The organism is Sphingosinithalassobacter sp. LHW66-3 (assembly GCF_050703275.1).
Lineage (GTDB): Bacteria > Pseudomonadota > Alphaproteobacteria > Sphingomonadales > Sphingomonadaceae > Sphingomonas.
This window is the reverse complement of record NZ_CP193482.1, coordinates 892,673-916,445: the sequence shown is the minus strand read 5'-3', so window position 1 is coordinate 916,445 and position 23,773 is coordinate 892,673. Positions and strand designations below refer to the sequence as shown.

The window sequence follows — 23,773 nt, the reverse complement described above, 5'->3', positions numbered from 1 at the left end:
GCCGAATGGCTTGGGAGGAGATCTCAGGCGCTATTCGGGGCCGGTGTCGCTCGCCATCCCGCCCGCGCCGCCGCTGTCCAGGCTCGAACCGCCAATATTCGTCGAGCCCTCGTTCGCGATGCCTGTTGCGCCCCACTGCTCCGGATCAGCGTGGATGGTGACGGCATTCGGATCAGGCTGCACATCGACCGTCCGGCCATCCTGCAGCGTGGTGAACGTTGTTTTCCCGTTTTCCACTCTCGTCCCGATAATCGGCGCGAATTTCAGCCGTAGGGTGTGAACCCTCTCCTCGCTGACCTTACGCTTTGCGGAGCCACCTGCGGTCAGGCCCGGAATTACCACCAGTTTCAAACCGCCGGTAGCAGCGGTGCTTTTCTGGGCAGTGAATTTCAGTTCGATCTCGGCTTCGGTTGCCAGGAACATCCGAGGATCGGCATCCTTCTCACGCTCCAGATTGACGGCGACAAGCGATTTTCTAATGGAATTGATAACATTCTCTAGATCTGCTTCGTCCATCACAGCCCCCTGTTCTGGGGTCCATTCATACCGTTTTCGCGTACATCCTTGAAGGTGCAATCTTCTCGGAAGGGAATGCTTCACACCCAGCGAATCCGACGCTCTGCTGCGCGGGTTGCGAACGATTACATCGAAGCTGTGCGCGGTATACCATCATCAATACCATCAGAATGTCCCGGCTGACTGCCATCTGCTTGGGGAGGTTCGCCGCGTTGAATGGGACGTTCCAGACTTCCGGAACATCGCACGCATTCTTGTCGGTCCTGCTATCGCCGACAGGCGCCGCGCGCCTGATTGCTGAAACGGCACCTTGCATCCCAACCTAGCGGTGACACTATGGCGGCCATGTCCGGACCGGATCCTTTTTCTGCTCGCGCGCATGTCGGATTTGTCTCACCGGCGCGTCTGGATAGCTGAGGTCTGCTTCGCCGATGCCGACGCTCGCCGAGATGCTTCAGAAGGCCAGACGCGCCGTGGTGCGGCAGGGCATCCCCGAACAGGACGCAGACGAATTGGTTCAGGACGCATTTCTCAAGTTGGAGCTATACCAGCGCAAATCCCAGGCACGGTCTCAGGAGGCGCTGCTCGTCACTGCGGCAGTGAATCTTTCGATCGATCGCCAGCGCCGCAATGCGCGCGCGCCGTTCGCGGATGGCGAGGACCTGCGACATATCGCCGACGTGACGCCGGATCCCGGGCAGATCGTGGAGCAGCAGCAGCGGCTGCGGCACGCCGCCGCTGGGCTGGCGCAGCTGCCCGAGCGCACGCGCCGCATCCTCCTCAAGCGTCGGCTGGAGAATATGAGCTATGCGGAGATCGCGCGGGATGAGGAGATGAGCGTCGCGGCGGTCGAGAAGCAGGTCGCACGCGCCACGCTCCAGCTGATGCAGTGGATGTCGCAATGGTGAGCGGCGGGATGCGCTACAGCTCGGTGGAAGCCGAGGCGGCGGCTTGGGTGGCGCGCCTGCAGGGGGAGCGCACCGCCGACACCGAAGCAGGATTTCAGGCTTGGCTGCACGACGATCCCGCGCATGCCGACGCGTTCGAGCGTGCGACTGAGATCTGGGCGATGCTGCCCGGCGCCGCGCTCTGCTTCCAGAACGGGGATGGACATCCCGCGCGCCAACCGCTGCCGCCTGCGCGGCCGCAGCGACCGTTACTCGCGCTTGCCGCGGCGATCCTGGTGCTGCTCGGCTTCGGCGCGATCAGCGGCCTCTTCTCGACGAGCCCGGACTATTCCACCGCACGAGGCGAACAGAAGATCGCGACGCTGGACGACGGCAGCCGCATCGCGCTCAACACCAATAGCCAAGTGGACGTGCGTTTTTCCGACGATCGGCGGCGCGTGCGGCTCGACCGCGGCGAGGCGATGTTCGAAGTGGCGCACGATGCGGACCGCCCGTTCATCGTCGATGCGGGCAGCAAGCTGATACGCGCGGTCGGCACCGTCTTCATCGTCCGCCGCGACGGCGAAGACGTCACCGTCACGCTGATCGAGGGCAAGGTGGTGGTTTCGGATGCGGCCCCGCCGCCGCGCGGCGCGACGCCCGTCGCGCCTGCCGAGCTTGATCCAGGCGAGCGGCTTACCGCGGGCGAGCGCGGCATGCGGATCGCGCGCGCCGAATCGATCGAAGCGGTCACGGCCTGGCGGCGCGGGCAGGCGATCTTCCGCGACACGCCGCTTATCGAAGCCGTCGCCGAACTCAATCGCTACGGCGGCCCAAGGCTTGCCGTGCCCGATCCGCACGTCGCGGCGCTGCCCGTTTCGGGCGTGTTCGCCACCAATGCGACGCCCGATTTCGCACAGGCAGTCGCTACGCTGCACGGTCTTCATGTCCGCGACGACGGCGAAACCATTCAAATCTTGCGCTGAATAGTCGCTTTTTTCACTTTTGTGTCGCGGCAATGTCGGTTTTGCGTCGCACCATCGTCTACCCCTGGGGGAGCGGGATTTTTCGCGCTCTGCAACAGGGGGGAAGAATGGTTTCGAAACTCAGTTTCGCGGCGCTCGCCGCCACTGCCGGCGTGATCGTGATTCCGGCACAGGCACAGGCACAGGCCCGCTACAGCTTCGATCTGCCGGCGCAGCCGCTGGAACGCTCGCTGCGCGCCGTGGCGCGGCAGACCGAGACCAACATCGTCTTCTCGGGCGACGCGATACGCGGCAAGGCGGCGCCGCCGCTCCAGGGCAGCCATACTCCCGAAGGCGCCTATCGCATGTTGCTGACCGGTAGCGGTCTGACGCTCAGCACCACGAGTGGCGGCGCGTTCATTGTGAGCGCTCCAGCGCCGCGGGGCGGACAGCAGGCGGGGGAGGGGACGATCGCAGGGCATGTCACCGGCCCGGACGGAACGGCATCCGTCACCGGCGCACTTGTACGTATCGTCGAAACGGGCGCGACTACGCGCGTGGACGAGTTCGGCGACTTCCGTTTCCCAGGTGTCGCGGCGGGCACCTACACGCTCGAGGTCTCGTTTCTCGGATTCGCGCCGGTGACCCGCATCGTCACGGTGGCCGAAGGAGATCGATCGCAGATCGCTCTTGCGCTGAATCGCGCCACCAATACGGCGGGCGAGGAGATCATCGTCTACGGCTCGACCAGCGCACGCGCCAAGGCGCTGAACCGGCAGCGCACGGCCGACAACAGCGCCGACGTGGTCTCCGCCGACGATCTGGGCAATTTCACCGGCACCACCTTTTCCGAAGCGCTCCGCCGCGTTCCCGGCGTGTCGTTCCAGCGCGATTCGTCGACCGGCGACGGCAGCAACGTGATCCTCCGCGGGTTCGAGCCGGACATGAACGCCGTGAAGCTCAACGGGCTCAACCTCCCGGTAGGCAGCGGCACCGGGCGTTCGGCCGACCTGTCGAACCTGCTCGCCGATTCGGTGAGCAGCATCACGGTGAACAAGACGCTGCTGCCCAGCCACGACAGCGCGGGCACCGGCGGGCTGATCGAAATCGAGACGCTCTCGCCGCTCGATCGCCCCCGCCGCTATGCCAGTCTGCTGCTCGAAGGCGGCGGCGCGCCCGATGACTTCGCGAGCGACTATCTCGTTTCGGGGACCGTCGCGGGCACGTTCGGCGACAGCTTCGGCCTCAGCGCGTCGGTGCAGTATCGCAAGCACGAGCTGCGCACGACCGGCTTTGGAACGACGATACGCACCGGGCGCGCGCTGCCGCTCGATGAAAACGGCCTGCCGACCTTTGAATCGACGGAGGAACTCGATCCCTACGCCACCTTTCCGTTCGTCGACGGCGCGGATCAGGGCTATGTCACGGGGCTGACGACTCAGTTCTCGCACATCGAGAACGAGAATCTCGCCGCCACGATTTCGGCCGAATGGCAGGTGGCGAGCCATACGAACCTGAAGTTCGACTTCCAGCATTCGGAAGCCACGCGGACGTCGTACGGCCTGGCCGATAGCTTCAACGTCGCGGCGGAATACAGCGACGTGCCGGGCGGCTATTCCGGCCCCGAACTCAGCGTCGATCTGACGCCGGGCAACGGTGCTATCTCTCGCTCGCAGAGCTACAGCTATGCGAAGGACGTCAAGAACGTCACCGATACCTATGCGCTGAACGGCAGGACGAATCTCGGCGCGTTCGAGATCAAATACACCGCCGGTTATGCGCACGGTGAACTCACCGATCCGCGCAACTTTTCGAACACGCTGCGGCTGGGCACCGTCGGCAACGGCACTGCGATCGACGCGCAGGCTAGCTATTTTCTGCCTGGCGCGGTCGATCCCGACGCGGGCTATATCGTCTCCGCCTTCGGGCGCAGGACGGGCGACGGCATCCCGCTCCCGCTGCTCAGCGCGGAGGGCTGGGCGCTCGTCAACGATCCCGCGGGCTTCACCATCCAGAATGCGAGCGGCCAGATCGATCGTTCGACCGGCAGCAACGATCGCTACACCGGTGAAGCGAGCGTGCGCTGGCAGGCGGACGCGGGCTTTCTGAGCTATATCGAGCTCGGCGCCTATTACGAGCGCGCCGAATTCCGCAGCGATCACATTCGTTCTCAGATCGGCGGCAACATCCTCGCGACCGACGCGGGGCTGGTGTTCGCGCAGTCCGACCTTGCGCGGATCGGGATCGACGGCGCAAACTTCACGACCGTGACCGAGGCGTCGCTTCGCGATTTCGTAAACAACATCGACCAGGTGGCGGCGAACACCGGGCTGACGATCACCGAGCTGGAGCCTGTTCCCGGACAGGACCAGGAGATGACGCGCGAGACGAATTTTGCCGCTTATCTCCAATCGAAGCTGGAGTTCGGCAAGCTCGAGGTGATCGGCGGCGTTCGGTACAACCGCGTGAAGCTCGAAGCGCGCAACCTCGTCTATCCGGTCTATACCGGTCCGATCCTTCCCGAGAACGGCGGCGGGATCGGCGTGGACCTGATATTTCAGAACGAGTTTTCACGCCTGATCACCGAAAGCGGCACGACCGACGAATTCCTGCCGCGCGTGTTGTTCAACTATCGCGAGAGCGACGACCTGATCTTTCGCGGCGGCTACTTTCTGTCCGTGGCGCGGCCGCAGATCGCGCTGCTTTCCAGCGAAACGCGTGTCTCGTTCATCAACTTCCCCATTCCGGGGCCGCAGGGCACCAAGCCGATCCTGCAGATCAACAGCGGCAACCCGGATCTGAAGCCCGCGCACACGCACAATTTCGATCTGAGCGCGGAATATTACTCCGGGATCGGCATCTTCAAGCTGAGCGGATTCTACAAGCGCACCGAAAACCTGCTCCAGTCGAACATCAGCAACGGCGCGGCGAACCTCGCGGCGGTGACGCTGCCCGATCACCCCTATTTCAACGGGCCACCCTATTTCGATCCCGCCAATCCGGACAGCGTGTTCATCACCGGATCGACGCCGGTGAACAGCGACGACGTGGCCGAACTCTATGGCTTCGAGGTGCAGGCCGAGCGCCGCTTCGATTTCCTGCCGGGCGTGCTCGGCGGTCTCGGGATCTACGCCAACTACACCTATACGCATAGCGAGCGGGTGGACCGTTATTCGTGGGCCTATGGCGATCCCGACGACAATATCTACGAATTCGCAGGCGTGCCCTATTCCAGTTCGCCCGAGCATTCGGGCACCGTCGCGCTCACCTACAACAAATACGATATCGACGCGACGCTTGCCTATGGCTTCCAGTCGCGTGCGCTGAGCCAATTCTATCCGCGCGGCCTCAGCTATTTCGCCGAGGATGCGCAGACGCTGGACTTTCGCGCAGAATATTACCTGCGCCCCGGCTTCGGCCAGTTTCGCATCTTCCTGGAAGGGTCGGACCTGCTCAAGGACACGGGCACGCCCGATGTGACCTACACGCTGGGTAACGATCCGAAATTCTATTCGAGCGGCACCTATCTGGGCGGGCGGCGCTTCAAGTTCGGCGTGGCCGCCACCTTCTGATCGCAGCGCGCGGCCGGCGGGATTGCCGATCCTGCGCGGCCGCCTCCTCTCCTACGGAATGTCAGGAAAATCGATGAAGATCACCACGCTCCTGCTCGCCTCCGCGGCGGCGCTTCTCCTGCCCGTGCCGACGCTCGCCCAGCCTGCGCAGGGCGCCGCCGCAGACTCGGCGGAGGCTCCGATCCCGTACGAGACGTTTACGCTGCCCAACGGGCTGCGCGTCGTGGTGCATGAGGATCATTCGGTACCCAAGGTGGCGGTCGCCGTCTGGTACCATGTCGGATCGATGAACGAGCCCGAGGGGAAAACCGGCTTCGCGCACCTGTTCGAGCATCTGATGTTCAACGGATCGGAGCATCGCGACGACGAATATATGCCGCCGCTTCAGGAGATCGGCGTGTCCGCGGTGAACGGCGCGACTTCGCTCGACCAGACATATTACTATGAAGTCGTACCCACCGGCGGGCTGGAGCGCGTGCTGTGGCTGGAAAGCGACCGGATGGGCTATCTGCTCGGCGCGGTCAGTCAGGCCAAGCTCGACGAACAGCGCGGTGTCGTCCAGAACGAAAAGCGTACCTACGAAGACCAGCCCTATGCGATGATGTCGGAGATGCAGGCGCGCGGCCTCTATCCGGCGAACCATCCCTATTACCACTCCACGATCGGATCGATGGCCGATCTGGATGCCGCGTCGCTCGACGATGTGAAGGACTGGTTCCGCCGCTACTATGGCGCGACTAATGCGGTGGTGACGCTGGCTGGCGACGTGACGGTCGAGCAGGCGCGCGAGCTGATGACGCGCTATTTCGGCAGTGTCCCCGCCGGCGAACCGGTGTCGCGCGTTGAGAATTGGGTGCCGACGCTCGATCGCGTCCGGCGCGAGACGGTGCAGGATACCGTGCCGCAGACCGCGCTTTCGTGGAGCTGGGCAGTGCCCGGCGGCGACACGCCCGAAACCGCTCCGTTGCGCATGGCGTCGGCCGTTCTGGGGCGCGGCCGGCTGTCGCGGCTGCATCAGGCGCTGGTGATCGATCACCCCTATGCCACCGGCGTTTCAGTGAATTATCAGCCCTCGGCGATCGCAGGAATGTTCACCGTCGAGATGCGGCTGAAGCCCGATGTGGACGGCTATGCGGCCGAGCAGGTGCTGCAGGCCGAGATCGACCGGTTTATTGCCGAAGGGCCGACGTCGGCCGAACTGGAGCGCTGCAAGACGGTGGCATACGGCGACAATGTGCGGTCGCGCGAATCGCTGTTCGTGCGTGCGATGATGCTGTCGGGCGGCATGATCTTTTCCGACAACCCGGGCGAATATGCCGAGGACGAGGCGGAATATGCCGCGCTGACCCCCGACGAGGTGCAGCAGGCGGCCGAGACGTGGCTCGCGCGGCCCAACTACCGCCTGACGGTCGAGCCGTTCGGCGCGCATGAGGTGCTGGCCGATGGCGCGGATCGCAGCGTGCTTCCCGCCTTCGGCGGGGCTGCGCCGCTCACCCTGCCTGAGCGGCGCGAGGCCACGCTGTCAAACGGGATGCGCGTGGTCTTCTCGCACAAGACCGGAACGCCGGTGGTCGAGCTGGTCGCCAGTTTCGACGCGGGCGGCGCCGCCGACCTGTCGGAAAAGCCGGGACTTCAGGGCTTCTACCTCGGCATGATGGACGACGGCACGCAGGATCTGACGGCGAGCGAATTTGCCGAGCGCAGCGAGTTGCTCGGCGCTCGCATCTACAGCTCGGGCGATTCGGACACCACCAACTTCGCCGCCTCGGCGCTGGGCCGTTCGCTCGACGAGACGGTGGCTCTCTGGGCCGACGTGATCCGCCATCCGGGGTTGCGCGAAGCCGATCTGGAGCGTGATCGCCAGAATGCGCTCAACGGTCTGCAGCAGGCGCTCGCCGATCCGGGCAGCATCGCGGGGCGCGTGTACAGCTATCTGCTGTACGGCGCCGATCATGCCTATGGCGGCCCAATCGCCGGACGCGCGGCAACCATCGCATCTTACAGCCGCGCCGATCTGGAGGCATTCCGCGACCGCTGGATCCGTCCGGACAACGGCGTGATCTATGCTGCGGGCGACGTCGATTTCGACCGGCTGCTCGGCGTGCTGGAGCGCCATCTCGGCAATTGGCAGGCGCCAGCCGTGGCGCGCGGGGAGAAGGAGGTCGCGCCGCTCTCCGCGCAGACCGAGCCCCGTGTGGTGCTGGTCGACAAGCCGGGCGCGATCCAGTCGATGATCCGTGTCGGACAGGTAATGCCCAGCGGCCTCGATCCGATGAATTTCGATCTCTCCGCGATGAACGGCATTCTCGGCGGCGGGTTCACCGCGCGGCTCAACATGAACCTGCGCGAGGACAAGGGCTGGACCTATGGCGCAAACAGCGGGATCGGCGGCGGCACCGGCCCCCAGCTGTTCACTGTCGCCACCAGCGTGCAGACCGACCGCACCGCCGACGCGCTAGGCGAGATCGCACGCGAACTCCACGGCATCGCCGGCGACCGTCCCGTCACGCCCGAGGAACTGGACCTCTATGTCCGCGGCGAGGTGCTGACGCTTCCCGATCGGTTCGAAACGAACAATGCGATGGTCGGCTATCTGCGCTGGGTAGATCGCTATCAGCACCCCTATGAATGGGTCACCACCATGCCCGATCGCTATGCGGCGCTGACGCCGGAGACGATCGCGCAAACCGCCACGATGCTGTACCCAGATGCGATGACATGGGTGATCGTCGGCGATCTTTCGAAGATCGAGGCGGACATCCGCGCGCTCGATCTGGGGGCGGTCGAGGTGTGGGACGCGGAGGGGGGAGTGCTGCGCTGAGGGCGGGCGCGGCAACCGGCGCCGCGGCTTGCCGCACAACAAGGTGGGCGCCGCTTACCGCGCCATTGCCCGAGCATTCCGCGGCATTTCCCCAAGAAGGTGGTGCGCTTGGCCCGGACATGACCCGCGTCCGCGCAGATCCGCTTATCGGCGCGCCACAAGGTCTCCGATTGCCATGCCGCGCGTGGCTTCACCGACAAGCTCTGCTTCCTACCTCGCAGCGGACCCCATACTGCCGGCTGAACAAGCGCCAAGTTTCGGCACTGTCTGCTGGGCGGCCGAACGACTGGCGTTAGAGCGCTATGCGGTCGCCATTTTTCCAAGTTGCCCGGCTTCCTTCTCAGTAGCGCACTTCAATGGTGGCATCACGGCTACGGCCCAGTTGTTGCGAGATCGGGGCGGATAGGTCTTATCCCCTCACGAACAGCGACAGTCCCAGTGCGGCAGCTTGTATCAAAAGGTCGCTTTGCGGCTGAACCTCCGGTCGGCTCTACGTCCATATTGCGAGGTCGAAATCGATTTGCATGATTACATAGGGTGCGGTGGATTAAGGTGCACCAGTCTGTCCGAACTACGAAGTCGAGATCGACCTTATGATTTTTGCCCATTCGTTGCCGGATCAACCGGAGGCCGCCTGGGAGCCCTTGGCCCATCATCTCGAGCGCGTGGCGGAGCGCGCAGCGGCATTAGCCGAGCCCTTTGGCTTTGGTCTCTTCACGAAGGTAATGGGCAGCCTTCATGACATTGGCAAAGTTTCGGAAGACTATCAAAGCTACATCCGTGCGCCACGGGCTGACGGCGGGCGGAAGCGCGGTCCCGACCATAGCACTGCAGGCGCCCGAGAAGCGGCGAGCCGGTACGGACCGATCGGTAGCGTGATGACCTTCGGCATCGCGGGGCACCACACTGGTCTCATGGACGGAAAGGCGCTCGTCGAACGCTACGGGAAGAGCCTCGAGTCTTATGAGGGATGGGAGGTCCACGCCCCGCCGCTCCCGGACACTGCGGCGTTGATGGCGGGTCTGCCGAGGCCCGCGGAGAATGCCATCGAACCAGCCTTTAGCCCCTTTTTCCTCACACGGATGCTTTTCTCCTGCCTGGTCGATGCGGACTTTCTCGAAACCGAGCGATTCTACGCGGCGGCAGACGGCTTGCCGCCGCCCGATCGTGGTGGGCGAATTGATGCCCGCCACCGCGATGCGGTCCGGGCGTTCATGGCCCGGCACCGAAAAAGCGATGCGCAGGTAGACGAGCTTCGTTCGGAAATCCTGGATCATGCAGTCGCCAAGGCGAACCTGGCACCGGGCCTGTTCACGCTCACGGTGCCCACGGGCGGTGGCAAGACACTCACTTCGCTCAGCTTCGCGGTCGAACATGCGCTGGCGCACGGGCTGGATCGTATCATCTATGTGATTCCCTTCACGTCGATCATCGAACAGACTGCGGAGGTGTTCCGGGAGGCGCTCGGCGTCGGGCTGGCCGGCGATGTGCTCGAACATCATTCGAGCTTCGACTGGGACAAGAAGCCGCCTGCCGGGGAAGGGGACAGCGAAGGCGAAGGTGCCAGCGGCCTGGCCAAGCTGCGCCGCGACGCGGAAAATTGGGACGTCCCCATCGTGGTCACTACGGCGGTACAGTTCTTCGAAAGCCTTTTCGCTGCCCGCACCAGTCGCGCCCGCAAGCTGCATAATCTGGCAAAGAGCGTCATCGTGATCGACGAGGCGCAGTCGATCCCGGTGCATCTGCTGCGGCCATGCATGGCGGCGATCGACGAGCTGGCGAAGAATTACGGGGCGAGCGTGGTGCTGTGCACCGCAACCCAGCCCGCGCTGCGGACGCAGGACGATGCGTTGCCGCGACGGGCAAGGGCGCCATCGGACACGGGACCGGAAAGCGCCGAAGGCCTCGACATCCCGGACGAACGCGAGTTGGCGCCTGATCCGCCCGGCTTGTACCGGAAGCTGCGACGGGTGGGAGTCGAATGGTCGCAGACGCCGATGCCGGATGCGACGATCGCCGCCCGCTTTGCCGAGCAGCCGCAAATGCTCTGCATCGTCAACAGCCGTGCCCATGCGCGGGAATTGTTCGAGTTGATTGGCAATCAGCCGGGGGCGCGCCACCTGACCACGCTGATGTGCGCGCGCCACCGCCGCGAGGTGCTGGCTTCGGTCCGCGCCGATCTGAACGCCGGCCAGCCGGTCCGGCTGGTGGCGACCAGCCTGATCGAGGCAGGAGTTGACGTGTCGTTCCCCGAAGTGTGGCGCGCCGCCGCCGGACTGTCGAACATCGCCCAGGCGGCGGGACGCTGCAACCGCAGCGGCGAGCTTGGTCCGTTGGGCGAGGCCTATGGCCGGACGCTGGTGTTCGAGCCCGAACCGGTGCCGGGGCGCCGCCCGATCCCGCGCGATCTGGCGCCCTTTTATGATGCCGCGCGCGAGGTGCTCAAAAACCCCGCGGTCGATCCGCTCAGCCTGGAGGGCGTGACCGACTATTACCGCTGGCTCTACTGGCGCAAGGGTTACGAGGCGCTCGACCGGGCGACCGGGACCGGGAGCGACTATCCCATCCTCCCGGCGATCCACGAGACGGTGGGCGGAAGCGGGATCAACTGTCCTTTCCGCACCATTTCCGATGCGTTTCAAATGATCGACGAGGCGATGGACCCGGTGCTGATCCCGTATGACGCCGATGCGGTGAAGGCATTGCACGCGCTCGCCCGCGCCGATTTGCCGCCGGCGGGCACGCTGCGCAAGCTACAGCAATATGTCGTGCCGGTGCCCAAGCAGGTCCGTGCCGCGCTGCTGGCGAGCGGCGACGCGGTGGTGGTGCGCGCGGAATGCGGCGATCGGTTCGTGCGATTGGGCGACATGTCCCTGTATGACCGTAGCCGGGGACTCGCGCTTTCGGCTCCGGAATGGCGGGTATCGGAGCAGAATGTCATGTGACGTTCCTAGAACGTGATGTGTCGGGATATTGGCAAGCCTGGCGGTATCGGCTATGGCCGTGCTATGCGACGCTATGTTGAACGGCTTGGTTCAGCCGGCTTTACCCTTCACGGGGAGATTTCTTCAGTGCCTGAAGAGCCCACATAGCTACGTTGGTCGCCTCATTGGCGTGGATCGAAACCTAGATCGGGATGTGTCATTCGCGATCAATCCGGTGGGAGGCGGCGCCGCTGTAAATGGCGGCGCCACCTTCCCAGAAGATCAATCTGTGGTAATGGTTGACTGTATTTGATTCTTACTTATGGAAGTTGCGTATTAGGGCGGGGATAAATGTCGGTCAGGCTGCATATCCGGGGCGATCACGCTTGTTTTACACGCCCCGAAATGAAAGCGGAGCGCGTAAGCTATGACGTGCTGACGCCGAGTGCGGCGCGCGGTATCCTCGAGGCCATCCACTGGAAGCCGGCGATCCGCTGGCACGTGACGCGCATCCATGTGCTGAACAAGATCCGGTTCCGGTCGATCCGCCGCAACGAAGTGGGCGCCAAGGCCAGCGCCGCCAATGCCGCCAGCGCGATGAAACGCGGCACCACCGCCGGGCTGGGCATCGCGGTGGATGACAATCGCCAGCAGCGCGCGGCGCTCGTGCTGGTCGACGTCGCCTATGTGATCGATGCCCATTTTACGATGACGGCGCGAGCGGGCGCGGACGACAGCGCCGCCAAGCATATCTCGATGTTCAACCGGCGTGCGGCGCAGGGCCAGTGTTTCCATCGCCCGTGCCTCGGCACCCGCGAGTTTCCCGCCGAATTTGAACTGATCGAGGAAGGCGCGCCTTTGCCCGAGGCCGCGCCGGAAAAACGCCTGGTCGAGCGCGATCGCGATCTCGGCTGGATGCTCCACGACATCGATTTCGCGCGAGACAATGAATCGCGCTTCTTCCGCGCGCAGATGCGGGACGGGGTGATCGACGTGCCGCCCTTCGACGCCGAAGAGGTGGTGCGGTGACGATCCTCCAGGCGCTGAACGGCTATTACGAGCGGTTGCCGGGCGTCGCTGCGCAGGGCTGGAGTTCGGAAAAGTTCGGCTGGTGCATCGTGCTCAACGCCGATGGCGATGCGGTCGATGTCGAGAATTTGCACGACCTGTCCGGCAAGAAAGCCCAGCCGAAGTTCGAAATCGTCCCCGCATCCTTTCCTCGCCCGGGTACGACGCCTCGCGCGTTTTTCCTTTGGGACAAAACGGCGTTCGCGCTGGGCGTCACGAAATCCGCAGAGGGCACCGGCTGGGCTATCGCGGAGCGCCAGCACGCCGCCTTCGTCGCGCTGCACCTGGAGCGGCTGGCGGGGCAGGAGGATGTGGGGCTGGTCGCGCTCCGCCGGTTCGTCGAGAAATGGCGGCCTAAGGATTTCGATGATTTGCCGCGCGGCACGCCCGACATGCTCGACGCAAACATCCTGTTCAGGCTGGCGGGTGAACGCGGCTATCTGCACGAGCGGCCCGCGGCGCGTGCGCTGGTCGAGGCGGGGGCGGTCACCGACGATGGCGCGGGCAGCTTTTGCCTGGTGACCGGCGAGGCCGGGCCGATCGCGCGGCTGCATCCGACGATCAAGGGCGTGGAAGGCGCGCAACCCTCGGGCGCCGCGCTGGTGTCGTTCAATCTCGATGCCTTCACCTCGCTCGGCAAGGAGCAGGGAGCGAATGCGCCGACCAGCGAAGCCGCCGCCTTCCGCTATGGCGCAGCGCTCAACCAGCTTCTGCGGCGCGACAGCCGCAACCGACTGCCGCGTCCGATCGGCGACGCCACGGTGGTGTTCTGGGCGGACGCGAGCGATGTCGGCGGCGCCTCTACTGCCGATGCGGCGGAGGCCGCCTTTGCCGCCTGGCTGCCCGACGCGGTGGGCGATATCACCGACGAGAAGGAAGCGGCCCTTGTCCGCACCGAGATCGAGAAGGTCGCGGCCGGCCGTCCGGTCGCCGAACTGCGCGCCGATCTCGATCCCGGCACGCGCTTTCATATCCTGGGCCTATCTCCCAACGCAGCACGCATTTCCGTCCGTTTCTGGTTGAGCGGCGATTTCGGCGGCTTCGTCAAGGCGCTGGGAGATCATTATCGTGACATGCGGATCCAACCGCTGCCGCGCAGCTGGGGTGCGGCTCCCTCGATCCGGCGGCTGCTGGCGGAAACCGTCGCCGCGCGGGGAGATGCGAAGAATATCCCGTCGGTGCTCGCCGGCGATTCGATGCGCGCGGTGCTTTCGGGCGGTCTCTATCCGCAAAGCCTGCTCGCCACCGTGCTGATGCGGCTGCGGGCGGGGGAACCCCGGACGGCCGACGGTCGACCCGCGGAGATTGGTTGGCAGGCGGCGGTGATCCGCGGCGTGCTGGAGCGCAATGCGCGATTGAATGGAAAGGATGGTGCTCCGATGGCCCTGGATAAAGGCAGCACGAACGAGGCGTATCGTCTCGGCCGATTGTTCGCGGCGCTTGAGTATGTGCAGGAGCGGGCGATTGAAGGGATCAAGGCCTCGATCCGAACCCGGTTTCTCGCTTCGGCCTCCGCTGCGCCGGCATCGGTGTTCCCGACATTGCTGCGCCTGTCGCAGCATCACATCAACACGCTTTCCAGCCTCGCGAGTTCGGGTGCGGCTACCTTTCACGATAAGCAGATCCAGGAAATCATAGACGGCATTCCCGGCGAGTTTCCCCGGTCGCTGAAACTGGCCGATCAAGGGCGCTTCTACATCGGATATTATCACCAGCGCGCAGAGCGCTTCCGTAAACGCGACGCGGATGATGCTTCGGCGACCAAGGAGGAAAACCATGGCGAATGATAGCCCGGCCGTCAGCCAGCGGCACGAGTTCATCCTCTATTTCGACGTGAAGGACGGCAATCCCAATGGCGATCCGGACGCCGGCAACATGCCCCGGCTCGACCCCGAGAATAACCATGGGTTGGTTTCCGACGTTTCGCTGAAGCGCAAGATCCGGAACTATATCGCCACGCTTGTGGCCATGAACGAGCTGCCGGAAAGCGGCAACATGATCTACATGACCGAAGGTGCAGTCCTAAACCGAGAACATCAGCGGGCCTGGAGCGCCGAACAGATTGCACCCGAGAAGGAGAAGGACTTCAGCAAGCTTCCGAAACAGGAAGGAGCCGCTCGACGATTGACCGCGTGGATGTGTTCCAATTTCTGGGACATCCGGACCTTTGGCGCGGTGATGACGACCGAGATCAATGCCGGCCAGGTTCGTGGCCCGGTGCAGCTTGCCTTTGGGCGTTCCGTCGAGCCGATCCTGCCGCTCGAAATCTCGATCACGCGCTCCTCGGTGACCAATGAAAAGGACGTCGACAAGGAGCGCACCATGGGCCGCAAGCACATCGTGCCCTATGGCCTGTACCGCGTCCATGGCTTCGTCTCCGCGCCGCTCGCCAGCCACCCGGTCAAGGGCACCGGCTTTTCGGAAGGCGACCTCGTACTGTTGTGGCAGGCGCTGGGCCAGATGTTCGACCATGACCGCTCGGCGGCGCGGGGCGAGATGGCCAGCCGCAAGCTGATCGTCTTCCGCCACCAGAGCGCGCTCGGCAATGCCCAGGCGCAGAGCCTGTTCGATCGAGTGAAAACCTGGCGGGTCCACGAAGGCTCGGTTCAGGAAATCGGCAGCCCCGCGACCGACAACTGGCCACCCGCGCGGAAATGGGAAGACTATAGGGTCACGATCGACCGCGACGGAGTGCCGGCGGGCGTCGAGATCCTCGAATACTGACGCAGAGCGTGCGCGCGCCGCCTCCGGACCCTGCCGCCGAAGACGCGCTGGTGCCGGTGTCGGCGCTCCAGCATTATCTGTTTTGCCCGCGTCAGTGCGCGCTGATCCATGTCGAGCGGATCTGGGCGGAGGATGGCGCCACCGCTGAGGGGCGCATCCTCCACGAGCGGGTGGATGCCGGACGGCCGGACCGCCGTGCCGGCGTCCGCACCGTGCGCGGTCTGGTCCTCCGCTCGTTCGAACATGGCCTGGCGGGCAAGGCCGACGCGGTCGAGTTCGTGCGCGATGTGCCCTATCCGGTCGAATATAAGCGCGGCCGTCCCAAGGCGCACCGCGCCGATGAGGTGCAGCTCTGCGCCCAGGCGCTGTGCCTGGAGGAAATGTTCGGCTGCACCGTGCCCGAAGGCGCGCTCTTCTATGCCCAGACCAAGAAGCGCAGCCGGATTGCCTTCGATGTCGAGCTGCGCGCGCTGACCGTGCGGCTCGCCGCCGAAACCCGCGCGATGCTCGCCGCCGCCCATACCCCGCCGCCCCGGGCAATGCCCGGCTGCCGGCGCTGCTCGCTGGCGGATGCCTGCCAGCCCAAGCGGCTGGAGCGCCCGCCTTCCGTCCAGCGCTGGCTGCTGCGCCAGCTCGCCGAAGTCGATGCCCTGCCGGAGACGTGACCGATGCGGCGCCACCTCAACACCATCTATGTGACCACCGAGGATGCCTGGCTGCGCAAGGATGGCGCCAACATCGTCGTCGAAGTGGACGGTGCCGAGCGCGGGCGCGTGCCGATGCACCTGCTGGAAGGGGTGGTGTGCTTCGGCCGGCCGGGCGCCTCGCCCGCGCTGATGGCCGCCTGCGCAGAGGCCGGGATCTCGCTCTCCTTCCTCACCCCGAATGGCAAGTTCCTCGCGCGGGTGGAGGGCCCGCGCACGGGTAACGTCCTGCTGCGCCGCACGCAGCACCGCGTCACTGACGATCCTGCGCGCGCGGTACCGATCGTGCGCGGTATCGTGACGGCGAAGGCGGCCAACCAGCGCACCGTGCTGCGCCGGGCGCTGCGCGATCATGGCACGCGGCTCGCCGCCGAAACACATGCGGCGCTTACGGCAGCGGAGGCTCGGCTGGGCCATGTCGCCCGCCGGGCCGCCGGGGCGGAGGACATCGAGAGCCTGCGCGGTCACGAAGGGGAGGCGGCGCTCGTCTATTTCGGAGTGTTCGACGCGATGCTCCAGGGGGAGCGCCCGGCCTTCACCTTTGCTGGCCGTTCGCGCCGCCCGCCGCTTGATCGGGTGAACGCACTGCTCAGTTTCCTGTATGCGATGCTTGGGCATGACTGCCGCTCGGCGCTCGAGGGCGTGGGGTTCGACCCGCAGGTGGGGTTGCTCCATGCCGATCGGCCCGGCCGTGCCAGCCTGGCGCTCGACCTGATGGAGGAACTGCGCCCGGTGCTGGCCGATCGACTGGCGCTGACGTTGATCAATCGTGGGCAGCTCAAGCCGCGTGACTTCTCGATGGACGAGGGCGGGGCGGTATCGCTGACCGACGATGGCCGCAAGGCGGTGTTGATCGCTTGGCAAGAGCGCAAGAAACGCGAGCTGCGCCATCCATTTCTAGGGGAAAGCATGCCGATGGGGCTTGTCGCGCATGTCCAGGCGCAATTGCTGGCAAGGCATCTGCGCGGCGATCTCGACGGCTATCCCCCGTTCGTATGGAAATGAGGCCATGCTGATGCTTGTGACCTACGACGTGAATACCGAGGACGCGGCAGGCCGGCGGCGGTTGCGCCGCGTGGCGAAGGCGTGCCTCGATCTTGGGCAACGGGTGCAGAACTCGGTCTTCGAATGCGAGGTGAACCCGGCACAATGGGCGATGCTCCGTGCGGCATTGATCCAGGAGATCGACCGCGAGAAGGATTCGCTGCGCTTTTACCGGCTGGGAGCTGACGGCAAGCGGCGCGTTGAGCATGTAGGTGCCAAGGAGGCGCTGGATCTGGAGGGGCCGTTGTTGTTTTGACGCCAGCCCAGGCGTTGCGCGAACCCGATATTGTAGGCGACCAAGGGGCGGGTTCGCGCAGCGGGAATTGCGTTCTACTTCAATAACCTCGCAGAGCGGGCCCGTTACACATCTCCCGAAGCGCGTCCGTTCGAGGCCCCTTCGCGCAACGTTTACAATTTGCCGCTTTTTCTCATCGTCTTATGTATGTGGCGGTCGCCCCCTGCGCGGGGGCGTGGATCGAAACCACGAAGGCAAGGAACGGTTCTCCGAACAACTCGTCGCCCCCTGCGCGGGGGCGTGGATCGAAACAATGGGGAAGTCGCCGGGCTCGCCACATGCGGGCGTCGCCCCCTGCGCGGGGGCGTGGATCGAAACTGGACGAGCTGCGCGCCCGGACTCCGCTATCCGCGGTCGCCCCCTGCGCGGGGGCGTGGATCGAAACCATGTTATCGACGTACACCGTCATTACCGCAACGTCGCCCCCTGCGCGGGGGCGTGGATCGAAACCGCCACGTGGATGGTCGGCGCGCTAAAATCACACGTCGCCCCCTGCGCGGGGGCGTGGATCGAAACAACATGCGGTCCAAATCGGTTCGTGAGAGCCGCGGTCGCCCCCTGCGCGGGGGCGTGGATCGAAACCACTGCTCGGGCGGCGCGTCGTTGGTGAGATAGCGTCGCCCCCTGCGCGGGGGCGTGGATCGAAACGCGGATCGCGCGCGCGGGGGGCATCCGCAACGATGTCGCCCCCTGCGCGGGGGCGTGGATCGAAACGCGGATCGCGCGCGCGGGGGGCATCCGCAACGATGTCGCCCCCTGCGCGGGGGCGTGGATCGAAACGGGTCATGGACTTTCTGATGATGCCGGGGGCAGAGTCGCCCCCTGCGCGGGGGCGTGGATCGAAACGTCGAGACGCTGCCGGGGAGCCGCAGTGATGGCTGTCGCCCCCTGCGCGGGGGCGTGGATCGAAACGATGATGCGCCGTACTATTGATCGCGGCGAGATCGTCGCCCCCTGCGCGGGGGCGTGGATCGAAACATCGAACAGATCAGGCCGTCGAACCAAACGGTGCAGGTCGCCCCCTGCGCGGGGGCGTGGATCGAAACGTCTCCCATGACCCGGTTAGCCTGCAATAAATCGCGTCGCCCCCTGCGCGGGGGCGTGGATCGAAACGTCTCCCATGACCCGGTTAGCCTGCAATAAATCGCGTCGCCCCCTGCGCGGGGGCGTGGATCGAAACGGGATCGCGGTGATGGCTTCCACGAAAACGACCCCGTCGCCCCCTGCGCGGGGGCGTGGATCGAAACCGGACGATGGTGCGGGAACGCGATCCGCGATCCGTCGCCCCCTGCGCGGGGGCGTGGATCGAAACGACGGCACGCTCGTGCTTGCCGCTCTGCTACATGTCGCCCCCTGCGCGGGGGCGTGGATCGAAACCGGGCGACCTGCCGCCCGAGAACTTCGATCCGCTGGTCGCCCCCTGCGCGGGGGCGTGGATCGAAACGCAGGCCGCGAGCCGCGCGCCGGCCGGGCGGGACGTCGCCCCCTGCGCGGGGGCGTGGATCGAAACTACGAGTTCGGTCCCGTCGAGAAGGGCGGCGCCGGTCGCCCCCTGCGCGGGGGCGTGGATCGAAACACCGCAATCGAGGAGCGCAGCCTGTCGCCGACGGTCGCCCCCTGCGCGGGGGCGTGGATCGAAACCGGAATATGGGAGGCGGATGGCGTCGGCGCGGCTGTCGCCCCCTGCGCGGGGGCGTGGATCGAAACATCAGCCACGCCCGTATCACAGCGATGGTCCGATGTCGCCCCCTGCGCGGGGGCGTGGATCGAAACATCGTCACCGAAGAGGAAGTCGATGACAACCTCGTCGCCCCCTGCGCGGGGGCGTGGATCGAAACTGCGACAGCCCAAGGTCACGACCCGACTGCGCGGGTCGCCCCCTGCGCGGGGGCGTGGATCGAAACACGCGGATGCTCGACTGCGAACCAGCCTCCCGCGGTCGCCCCCTGCGCGGGGGCGTGGATCGAAACTGCTCTGTTCGGGCGCTATGCCGGTTTGCTGATCGTCGCCCCCTGCGCGGGGGCGTGGATCGAAACGACGCGCAGCCGGCCCTCGATGATCACCGCGCCCGTCGCCCCCTGCGCGGGGGCGTGGATCGAAACTCCTTGGAAATCCCCGCCCTTTCGTGCCTCCGGGTCGCCCCCTGCGCGGGGGCGTGGATCGAAACCAGCGCCCTCCGGTGTGGACGCGCGAGCAGCAAGGTCGCCCCCTGCGCGGGGGCGTGGATCGAAACACCCCGGCGATGGGGATGGTCAACGCGGATGAGGAGGTCGCCCCCTGCGCGGGGGCGTGGATCGAAACCCGCCCGCGCCGATCGTATGATCGCCGACCAGCGGTCGCCCCCTGCGCGGGGGCGTGGATCGAAACACGCTCTATGTGCGTGCCGATGCGCGCCAGAACGGTCGCCCCCTGCGCGGGGGCGTGGATCGAAACTACGATCTCGGGCTAGGCCACCTGTTGCGCCCGGTCGCCCCCTGCGCGGGGGCGTGGATCGAAACCCGCCGATCTTCCTGCTTTCGAGCGTAACCTATCGTCGCCCCCTGCGCGGGGGCGTGGATCGAAACTCGAGCAGCTGGCGGACCATGCCGATGCCGGAGGGTCGCCCCCTGCGCGGGGGCGTGGATCGAAACTCGCACCATCGCAGCGCGGCGCGGATGATCGCCAGTCGCCCCCTGCGCGGGGGCGTGGATCGAAACACCAGAACGTCTGGTGTGTCACTGTACGGAACATCGTCGCCCCCTGCGCGGGGGCGTGGATCGAAACTGCGCGGTATCGGCGGTGGCGCGCTGCTGCTGATGTCGCCCCCTGCGCGGGGGCGTGGATCGAAACGCCGATGCGATCGGGGCAGAGAACCCGGTACTCGTCGCCCCCTGCGCGGGGGCGTGGATCGAAACGACGCTGGCAGACATTACCGAGATCTCCGCCGGAAGTCGCCCCCTGCGCGGGGGCGTGGATCGAAACCACTACCCCTCCACGCCGAAGACCTGCGGCCAAAGTCGCCCCCTGCGCGGGGGCGTGGATCGAAACCCACGCAGGGAGGCAGTGATGACCGATAAGGTGGTCGCCCCCTGCGCGGGGGCGTGGATCGAAACACGTTGTGGGGCGGCGACAATGCTTTGACCAGTGGTCGCCCCCTGCGCGGGGGCGTGGATCGAAACGACAGCGGGGCGCTCGCGCGTGCGGCGGCGGGCGGTCGCCCCCTGCGCGGGGGCGTGGATCGAAACTGGGTGCAGGCTTCCAGCACGAACGACGTTGCCGGTCGCCCCCTGCGCGGGGGCGTGGATCGAAACCAAAATCATCGCAGCAGCCGAAGAGACCGCCACCCGTCGCCCCCTGCGCGGGGGCGTGGATCGAAACCCGAACGGCATCGTGCGGCGATCGTGCGCGACGGTCGCCCCCTGCGCGGGGGCGTGGATCGAAACCGGGGCGGGCTGGCATTGGTGGGCGAGAACGGGGTCGCCCCCTGCGCGGGGGCGTGGATCGAAACATCGGTCGCACCGTCCTCGCTCGGGATGCAGCACGTCGCCCCCTGCGCGGGGGCGTGGATCGAAACTACACCAATGGCGGGCGGATCGAGGACGAATCGGGTCGCCCCCTGCGCGGGGGCGTGGATCGAAACGTCCTGGTCGACGAGCTGTGGGAGTTCGGCAAGGGTCGCCCCCTGCGCGGGGGCGTGGATCGAAACCGCGGCGGTGATCGCCGCCGCTGGGGCTTACAACGTCGCCCCCTGCGCGGGGGCGTGGATCGAAACTTGTGGGCGCGCGCGATCTTCACGTGATACTGGTTGTCGCCCCCTGCGCGGGGGCGTGGATCGAAACCAGGGCGAAGCAGCTCCCGCGGACCCGGGCGACTGTCGCCCCCTGCGCGGGGGCGTGGATCGAAACAACCTACACGCGGAGTAACCGCAGGGCATGTAAGTCGCCCCCTGCGCGGGGGCGTGGATCGAAACGCCACACTCGACCGACACGCAGCAAGCGGCAGGTGTCGCCCCCTGCGCGGGGGCGTGGATCGAAACCGGAACCGCCTCTATCAGGCGTCGCAGCTCGGGCGTCGCCCCCTGCGCGGGGGCGTGGATCGAAACAAGAGTTTCGCCGGCGAGACGCGTCCTCGCGGCCGGTCGCCCCCTGCGCGGGGGCGTGGATCGAAACCCGGCCAATCGTCGCGCCACGCTTACGGGCGTGGTCGCCCCCTGCGCGGGGGCGTGGATCGAAACGCGATCCCCGGCGATCATCTCGCCAAAGCAAGCGTCGCCCCCTGCGCGGGGGCGTGGATCGAAACCCGATCGGGGCGGAGCGAGAGTTCAGTCAAGCCGGTCGCCCCCTGCGCGGGGGCGTGGATCGAAACTCGGCGTGCCGCCGCACATGATCGGGCATACCGAGTCGCCCCCTGCGCGGGGGCGTGGATCGAAACTCCAAGCTGCATCGCTGGGTGGTCGAGTATAACGGTCGCCCCCTGCGCGGGGGCGTGGATCGAAACACTCCGTATCGGGCCGCCTTGCCGTCCGCCCCGGGTCGCCCCCTGCGCGGGGGCGTGGATCGAAACATCGATCGCAGTGCAGCCGTTGGCGATTGCGCGCGTCGCCCCCTGCGCGGCGGCGTGGATCGAAACAGCCGCTCCAGCCAGCGCTTCTCCTGCTTCTCCTCGTCGCCCCCTGCGCGGGGGCGTGGATCGAAACCCCCTGACCCTCTACCTATCCAAACTCTGGAGCACGGTCGCCCCCTGCGCGGGGGCGTGGATCGAAACCTGCTGCCGTGATGACGCAGCGTGGGAAGCAGCGTCGCCCCCTGCGCGGGGGCGTGGATCGAAACAAAACGGCGGGAAGGTGGTGAACCTGCGCATCGCGTCGCCCCCTGCGCGGGGGCGTGGATCGAAACTTTGGGCCAACGGCGATCCGCGCTTCAACCCGGCAAGTCGCCCCCTGCGCGGGGGCGTGGATCGAAACATGCAGTCCTTTGGTCACCAGGTGCAATTCGAGAAGTCGCCCCCTGCGCGGGGGCGTGGATCGAAACGTCTATTGGCTGGGCGGCGACAGCAATGTGTTTGTCGCCCCCTGCGCGGGGGCGTGGATCGAAACGCATCCCGGCGGCACCGAACGGGCCGATCACGATGTCGCCCCCTGCGCGGGGGCGTGGATCGAAACGCGCATCACGCCCGTCCAGCTTTCCTGCGCCGTGTCGCCCCCTGCGCGGGGGCGTGGATCGAAACGGCATCGGCTATGAGTGGTTGCCCCATGCGACGGGTCGCCCCCTGCGCGGGGGCGTGGATCGAAACATGGACGCCGCGCTTATCGACGCGGTGGACAAGGGGTCGCCCCCTGCGCGGGGGCGTGGATCGAAACAAAGATGGGTCATCAAACCGAACGAAGCGGAAGAGTCGCCCCCTGCGCGGGGGCGTGGATCGAAACTGCGTGGGCTCAGTCGGCCCGAGCCGTTCGGGCACGTCGCCCCCTGCGCGGGGGCGTGGATCGAAACCGCTACCTGCGAGGATGCCGGGTTGTGAGCGGCGGTCGCCTCCTGCGCGGGGGCGTGGATCGAAACCGGAGCGGCTTCGGGTTCCTCGCGGTGCTCGATCGTCGCCCCCTGCGCGGGGGCGTGGATCGAAACGGCGAGAGCCAGCTTCGCGCCTGCCAGCGCCAGGGTCGCCCCCTGCGCGGGGGCGTGGATCGAAACCGGACGGCTTCGTGCCCAGCCCGGCGCGCACGCGTCGCCCCCTGCGCGGGGGCGTGGATCGAAACACAGAACAGCCAAGATGAGCTGGAGCACATTGCTGGTCGCCCCCTGCGCGGGGGCGTGGATCGAAACGGAATTGGTGCTTGGCAAGCGCGATCTCGCAGAAGGTCGCCTCCCTGCGCGCGCCGGGCGCAAGTCGGTGCCGAACCTCGGGCGCGTGACGCGCGACTGCTATGATATGATGAAAGGCGGCTGGAAGGACCGGCGGCATGCCTGGTGGATTGCCAGTTTCGAGCGATACGTGTTCCCGACCCTCGGTGCGAAGCCCGTCACCGCAATCGACAGCGGCGCGGTTCTCGCCGTGCTGGAGCCGATATGGCCAACCAACTCCGAGATCGCGAAGCGGGTCTCCAGCGGATCGGAACCGTGCACCGAATGTCGCTGATCGGGCCGACGCAGCCGACGTTCGCCGTCACGAACCGTCGCGAACTGCCTTTCATGCAGCTTGGAAGGCCGCGCCGCTGATTACCCACTAGGCCGGCGTCACGCAAAGCGCCTACGCCGGACATTTGCTATTGATTCGC

General features: G+C 66.1%; 13 protein-coding genes, 1 pseudogene and 1 CRISPR repeat array. Of the genes and pseudogenes, 13 read left to right on the top strand and 1 reads right to left on the bottom strand.

From position 1 onward, the window contains the following. Positions 1-30: 30 nt before the first annotated feature. The gene (locus ACQ450_RS04180; protein ID WP_431470632.1) at positions 31-516 is read right to left on the bottom strand and encodes a trypco2 family protein; all 486 of its coding nucleotides are present in this window, start codon (positions 514-516) and stop codon (positions 31-33) included. Between the two features lie 431 nt (positions 517-947). Here ACQ450_RS04180 and ACQ450_RS04175 point away from each other — a divergent pair, with 431 nt between their 5' ends. The 13 genes and pseudogenes from ACQ450_RS04175 (at position 948) to ACQ450_RS04115 (ending at position 23,634) form a co-directional block, all read left to right on the top strand. Beyond that, positions 948-1,424 carry an RNA polymerase sigma factor gene (locus tag ACQ450_RS04175; RefSeq protein WP_431470631.1) on the top strand — a complete coding sequence of 159 codons (477 nt, stop codon included), beginning with the start codon at positions 948-950 and terminating at the stop codon, positions 1,422-1,424. Continuing rightward, positions 1,406-2,389, top strand: coding sequence for a FecR family protein (locus ACQ450_RS04170; protein ID WP_431470630.1), 984 nt, complete (start codon positions 1,406-1,408; stop codon positions 2,387-2,389). The genes ACQ450_RS04175 and ACQ450_RS04170 overlap by 19 nt, the downstream gene beginning before the upstream one ends. 107 nt (positions 2,390-2,496) lie before the next feature. After that, positions 2,497-5,940 (top strand): TonB-dependent receptor, encoded by a 3,444-nt coding sequence (locus ACQ450_RS04165; protein WP_431470629.1) that lies wholly within the window; start codon positions 2,497-2,499, stop codon positions 5,938-5,940. Positions 5,941-6,013: 73 nt separating this feature from the next. After that, positions 6,014-8,761 (top strand): M16 family metallopeptidase, encoded by a 2,748-nt coding sequence (locus ACQ450_RS04160; RefSeq protein WP_431470628.1) that lies wholly within the window; start codon positions 6,014-6,016, stop codon positions 8,759-8,761. 593 nt (positions 8,762-9,354) lie between these two features. Next, positions 9,355-9,825: pseudogene (locus ACQ450_RS04155) on the top strand (CRISPR-associated endonuclease Cas3''); the annotation flags it as partial. Between the two features lie 150 nt (positions 9,826-9,975). Continuing rightward, the gene (locus ACQ450_RS04150) at positions 9,976-11,706 is read left to right on the top strand and encodes a CRISPR-associated helicase/endonuclease Cas3 (RefSeq protein WP_431471159.1); all 1,731 of its coding nucleotides are present in this window, start codon (positions 9,976-9,978) and stop codon (positions 11,704-11,706) included. A 384-nt stretch (positions 11,707-12,090) separates the two neighbouring features. After that, a complete protein-coding gene (cas5c, locus tag ACQ450_RS04145) occupies positions 12,091-12,714 on the top strand; it encodes a type I-C CRISPR-associated protein Cas5c (protein ID WP_431470627.1) in 624 nt (207 codons plus the stop codon). After that, a complete protein-coding gene (gene cas8c / locus ACQ450_RS04140) occupies positions 12,711-14,540 on the top strand; it encodes a type I-C CRISPR-associated protein Cas8c/Csd1 (RefSeq protein WP_431470626.1) in 1,830 nt (609 codons plus the stop codon). The genes cas5c and cas8c overlap by 4 nt, the downstream gene beginning before the upstream one ends. Next, positions 14,530-15,477, top strand: coding sequence for a type I-C CRISPR-associated protein Cas7/Csd2 (gene cas7c / locus ACQ450_RS04135; protein ID WP_431470625.1), 948 nt, complete (start codon positions 14,530-14,532; stop codon positions 15,475-15,477). Before cas8c ends, cas7c begins: the two co-directional genes overlap by 11 nt. Positions 15,478-15,485: 8 nt before the next feature. Then, on the top strand, positions 15,486-16,142 hold the full coding sequence (cas4, locus tag ACQ450_RS04130) for a CRISPR-associated protein Cas4 (protein WP_431470624.1): 657 nt from the start codon (positions 15,486-15,488) through the stop codon (positions 16,140-16,142). A 3-nt stretch (positions 16,143-16,145) separates the two neighbouring features. Next, entirely contained in the window at positions 16,146-17,186 is a 1,041-nt protein-coding gene (cas1c, locus tag ACQ450_RS04125) for a type I-C CRISPR-associated endonuclease Cas1c (RefSeq protein WP_431470623.1), read from the top strand. 4 nt (positions 17,187-17,190) lie between these two features. Then, the gene (gene cas2 / locus ACQ450_RS04120; RefSeq protein ID WP_431470622.1) at positions 17,191-17,481 is read left to right on the top strand and encodes a CRISPR-associated endonuclease Cas2; all 291 of its coding nucleotides are present in this window, start codon (positions 17,191-17,193) and stop codon (positions 17,479-17,481) included. Positions 17,482-17,675: 194 nt separating this feature from the next. Then, a CRISPR array of direct repeats spans positions 17,676-23,321; the repeat unit is 32 nt; unit sequence GTCGCCCCCTGCGCGGGGGCGTGGATCGAAAC. A gap of 106 nt (positions 23,322-23,427) precedes the next feature. Beyond that, entirely contained in the window at positions 23,428-23,634 is a 207-nt protein-coding gene (locus ACQ450_RS04115) for a phage integrase central domain-containing protein (protein ID WP_431470621.1), read from the top strand. Positions 23,635-23,773 lie beyond the last annotated feature (139 nt).

Excerpts from the sequence above, each read along its gene's own strand:
- ACQ450_RS04175 (WP_431470631.1), top strand. The coding sequence starts at position 948 with ATGCCGACGCTCGCCGAGATGCTTCAGAAGGCCAGACGCGCCGTGGTG.
- cas1c (WP_431470623.1), top strand. The coding sequence starts at position 16,146 with ATGCGGCGCCACCTCAACACCATCTATGTGACCACCGAGGATGCCTGG.
- cas5c (WP_431470627.1), top strand. The coding sequence starts at position 12,091 with ATGAAAGCGGAGCGCGTAAGCTATGACGTGCTGACGCCGAGTGCGGCG.
- ACQ450_RS04180 (WP_431470632.1), bottom strand. The coding sequence starts at position 516 with ATGGACGAAGCAGATCTAGAGAATGTTATCAATTCCATTAGAAAATCG.
- ACQ450_RS04165 (WP_431470629.1), top strand. The coding sequence starts at position 2,497 with ATGGTTTCGAAACTCAGTTTCGCGGCGCTCGCCGCCACTGCCGGCGTG.
- cas7c (WP_431470625.1), top strand. The coding sequence starts at position 14,530 with ATGGCGAATGATAGCCCGGCCGTCAGCCAGCGGCACGAGTTCATCCTC.
- ACQ450_RS04150 (WP_431471159.1), top strand. The coding sequence starts at position 9,976 with ATGGCCCGGCACCGAAAAAGCGATGCGCAGGTAGACGAGCTTCGTTCG.
- ACQ450_RS04115 (WP_431470621.1), top strand. The coding sequence starts at position 23,428 with ATGATGAAAGGCGGCTGGAAGGACCGGCGGCATGCCTGGTGGATTGCC.
- ACQ450_RS04160 (WP_431470628.1), top strand. The coding sequence starts at position 6,014 with ATGAAGATCACCACGCTCCTGCTCGCCTCCGCGGCGGCGCTTCTCCTG.
- cas2 (WP_431470622.1), top strand. The coding sequence starts at position 17,191 with ATGCTGATGCTTGTGACCTACGACGTGAATACCGAGGACGCGGCAGGC.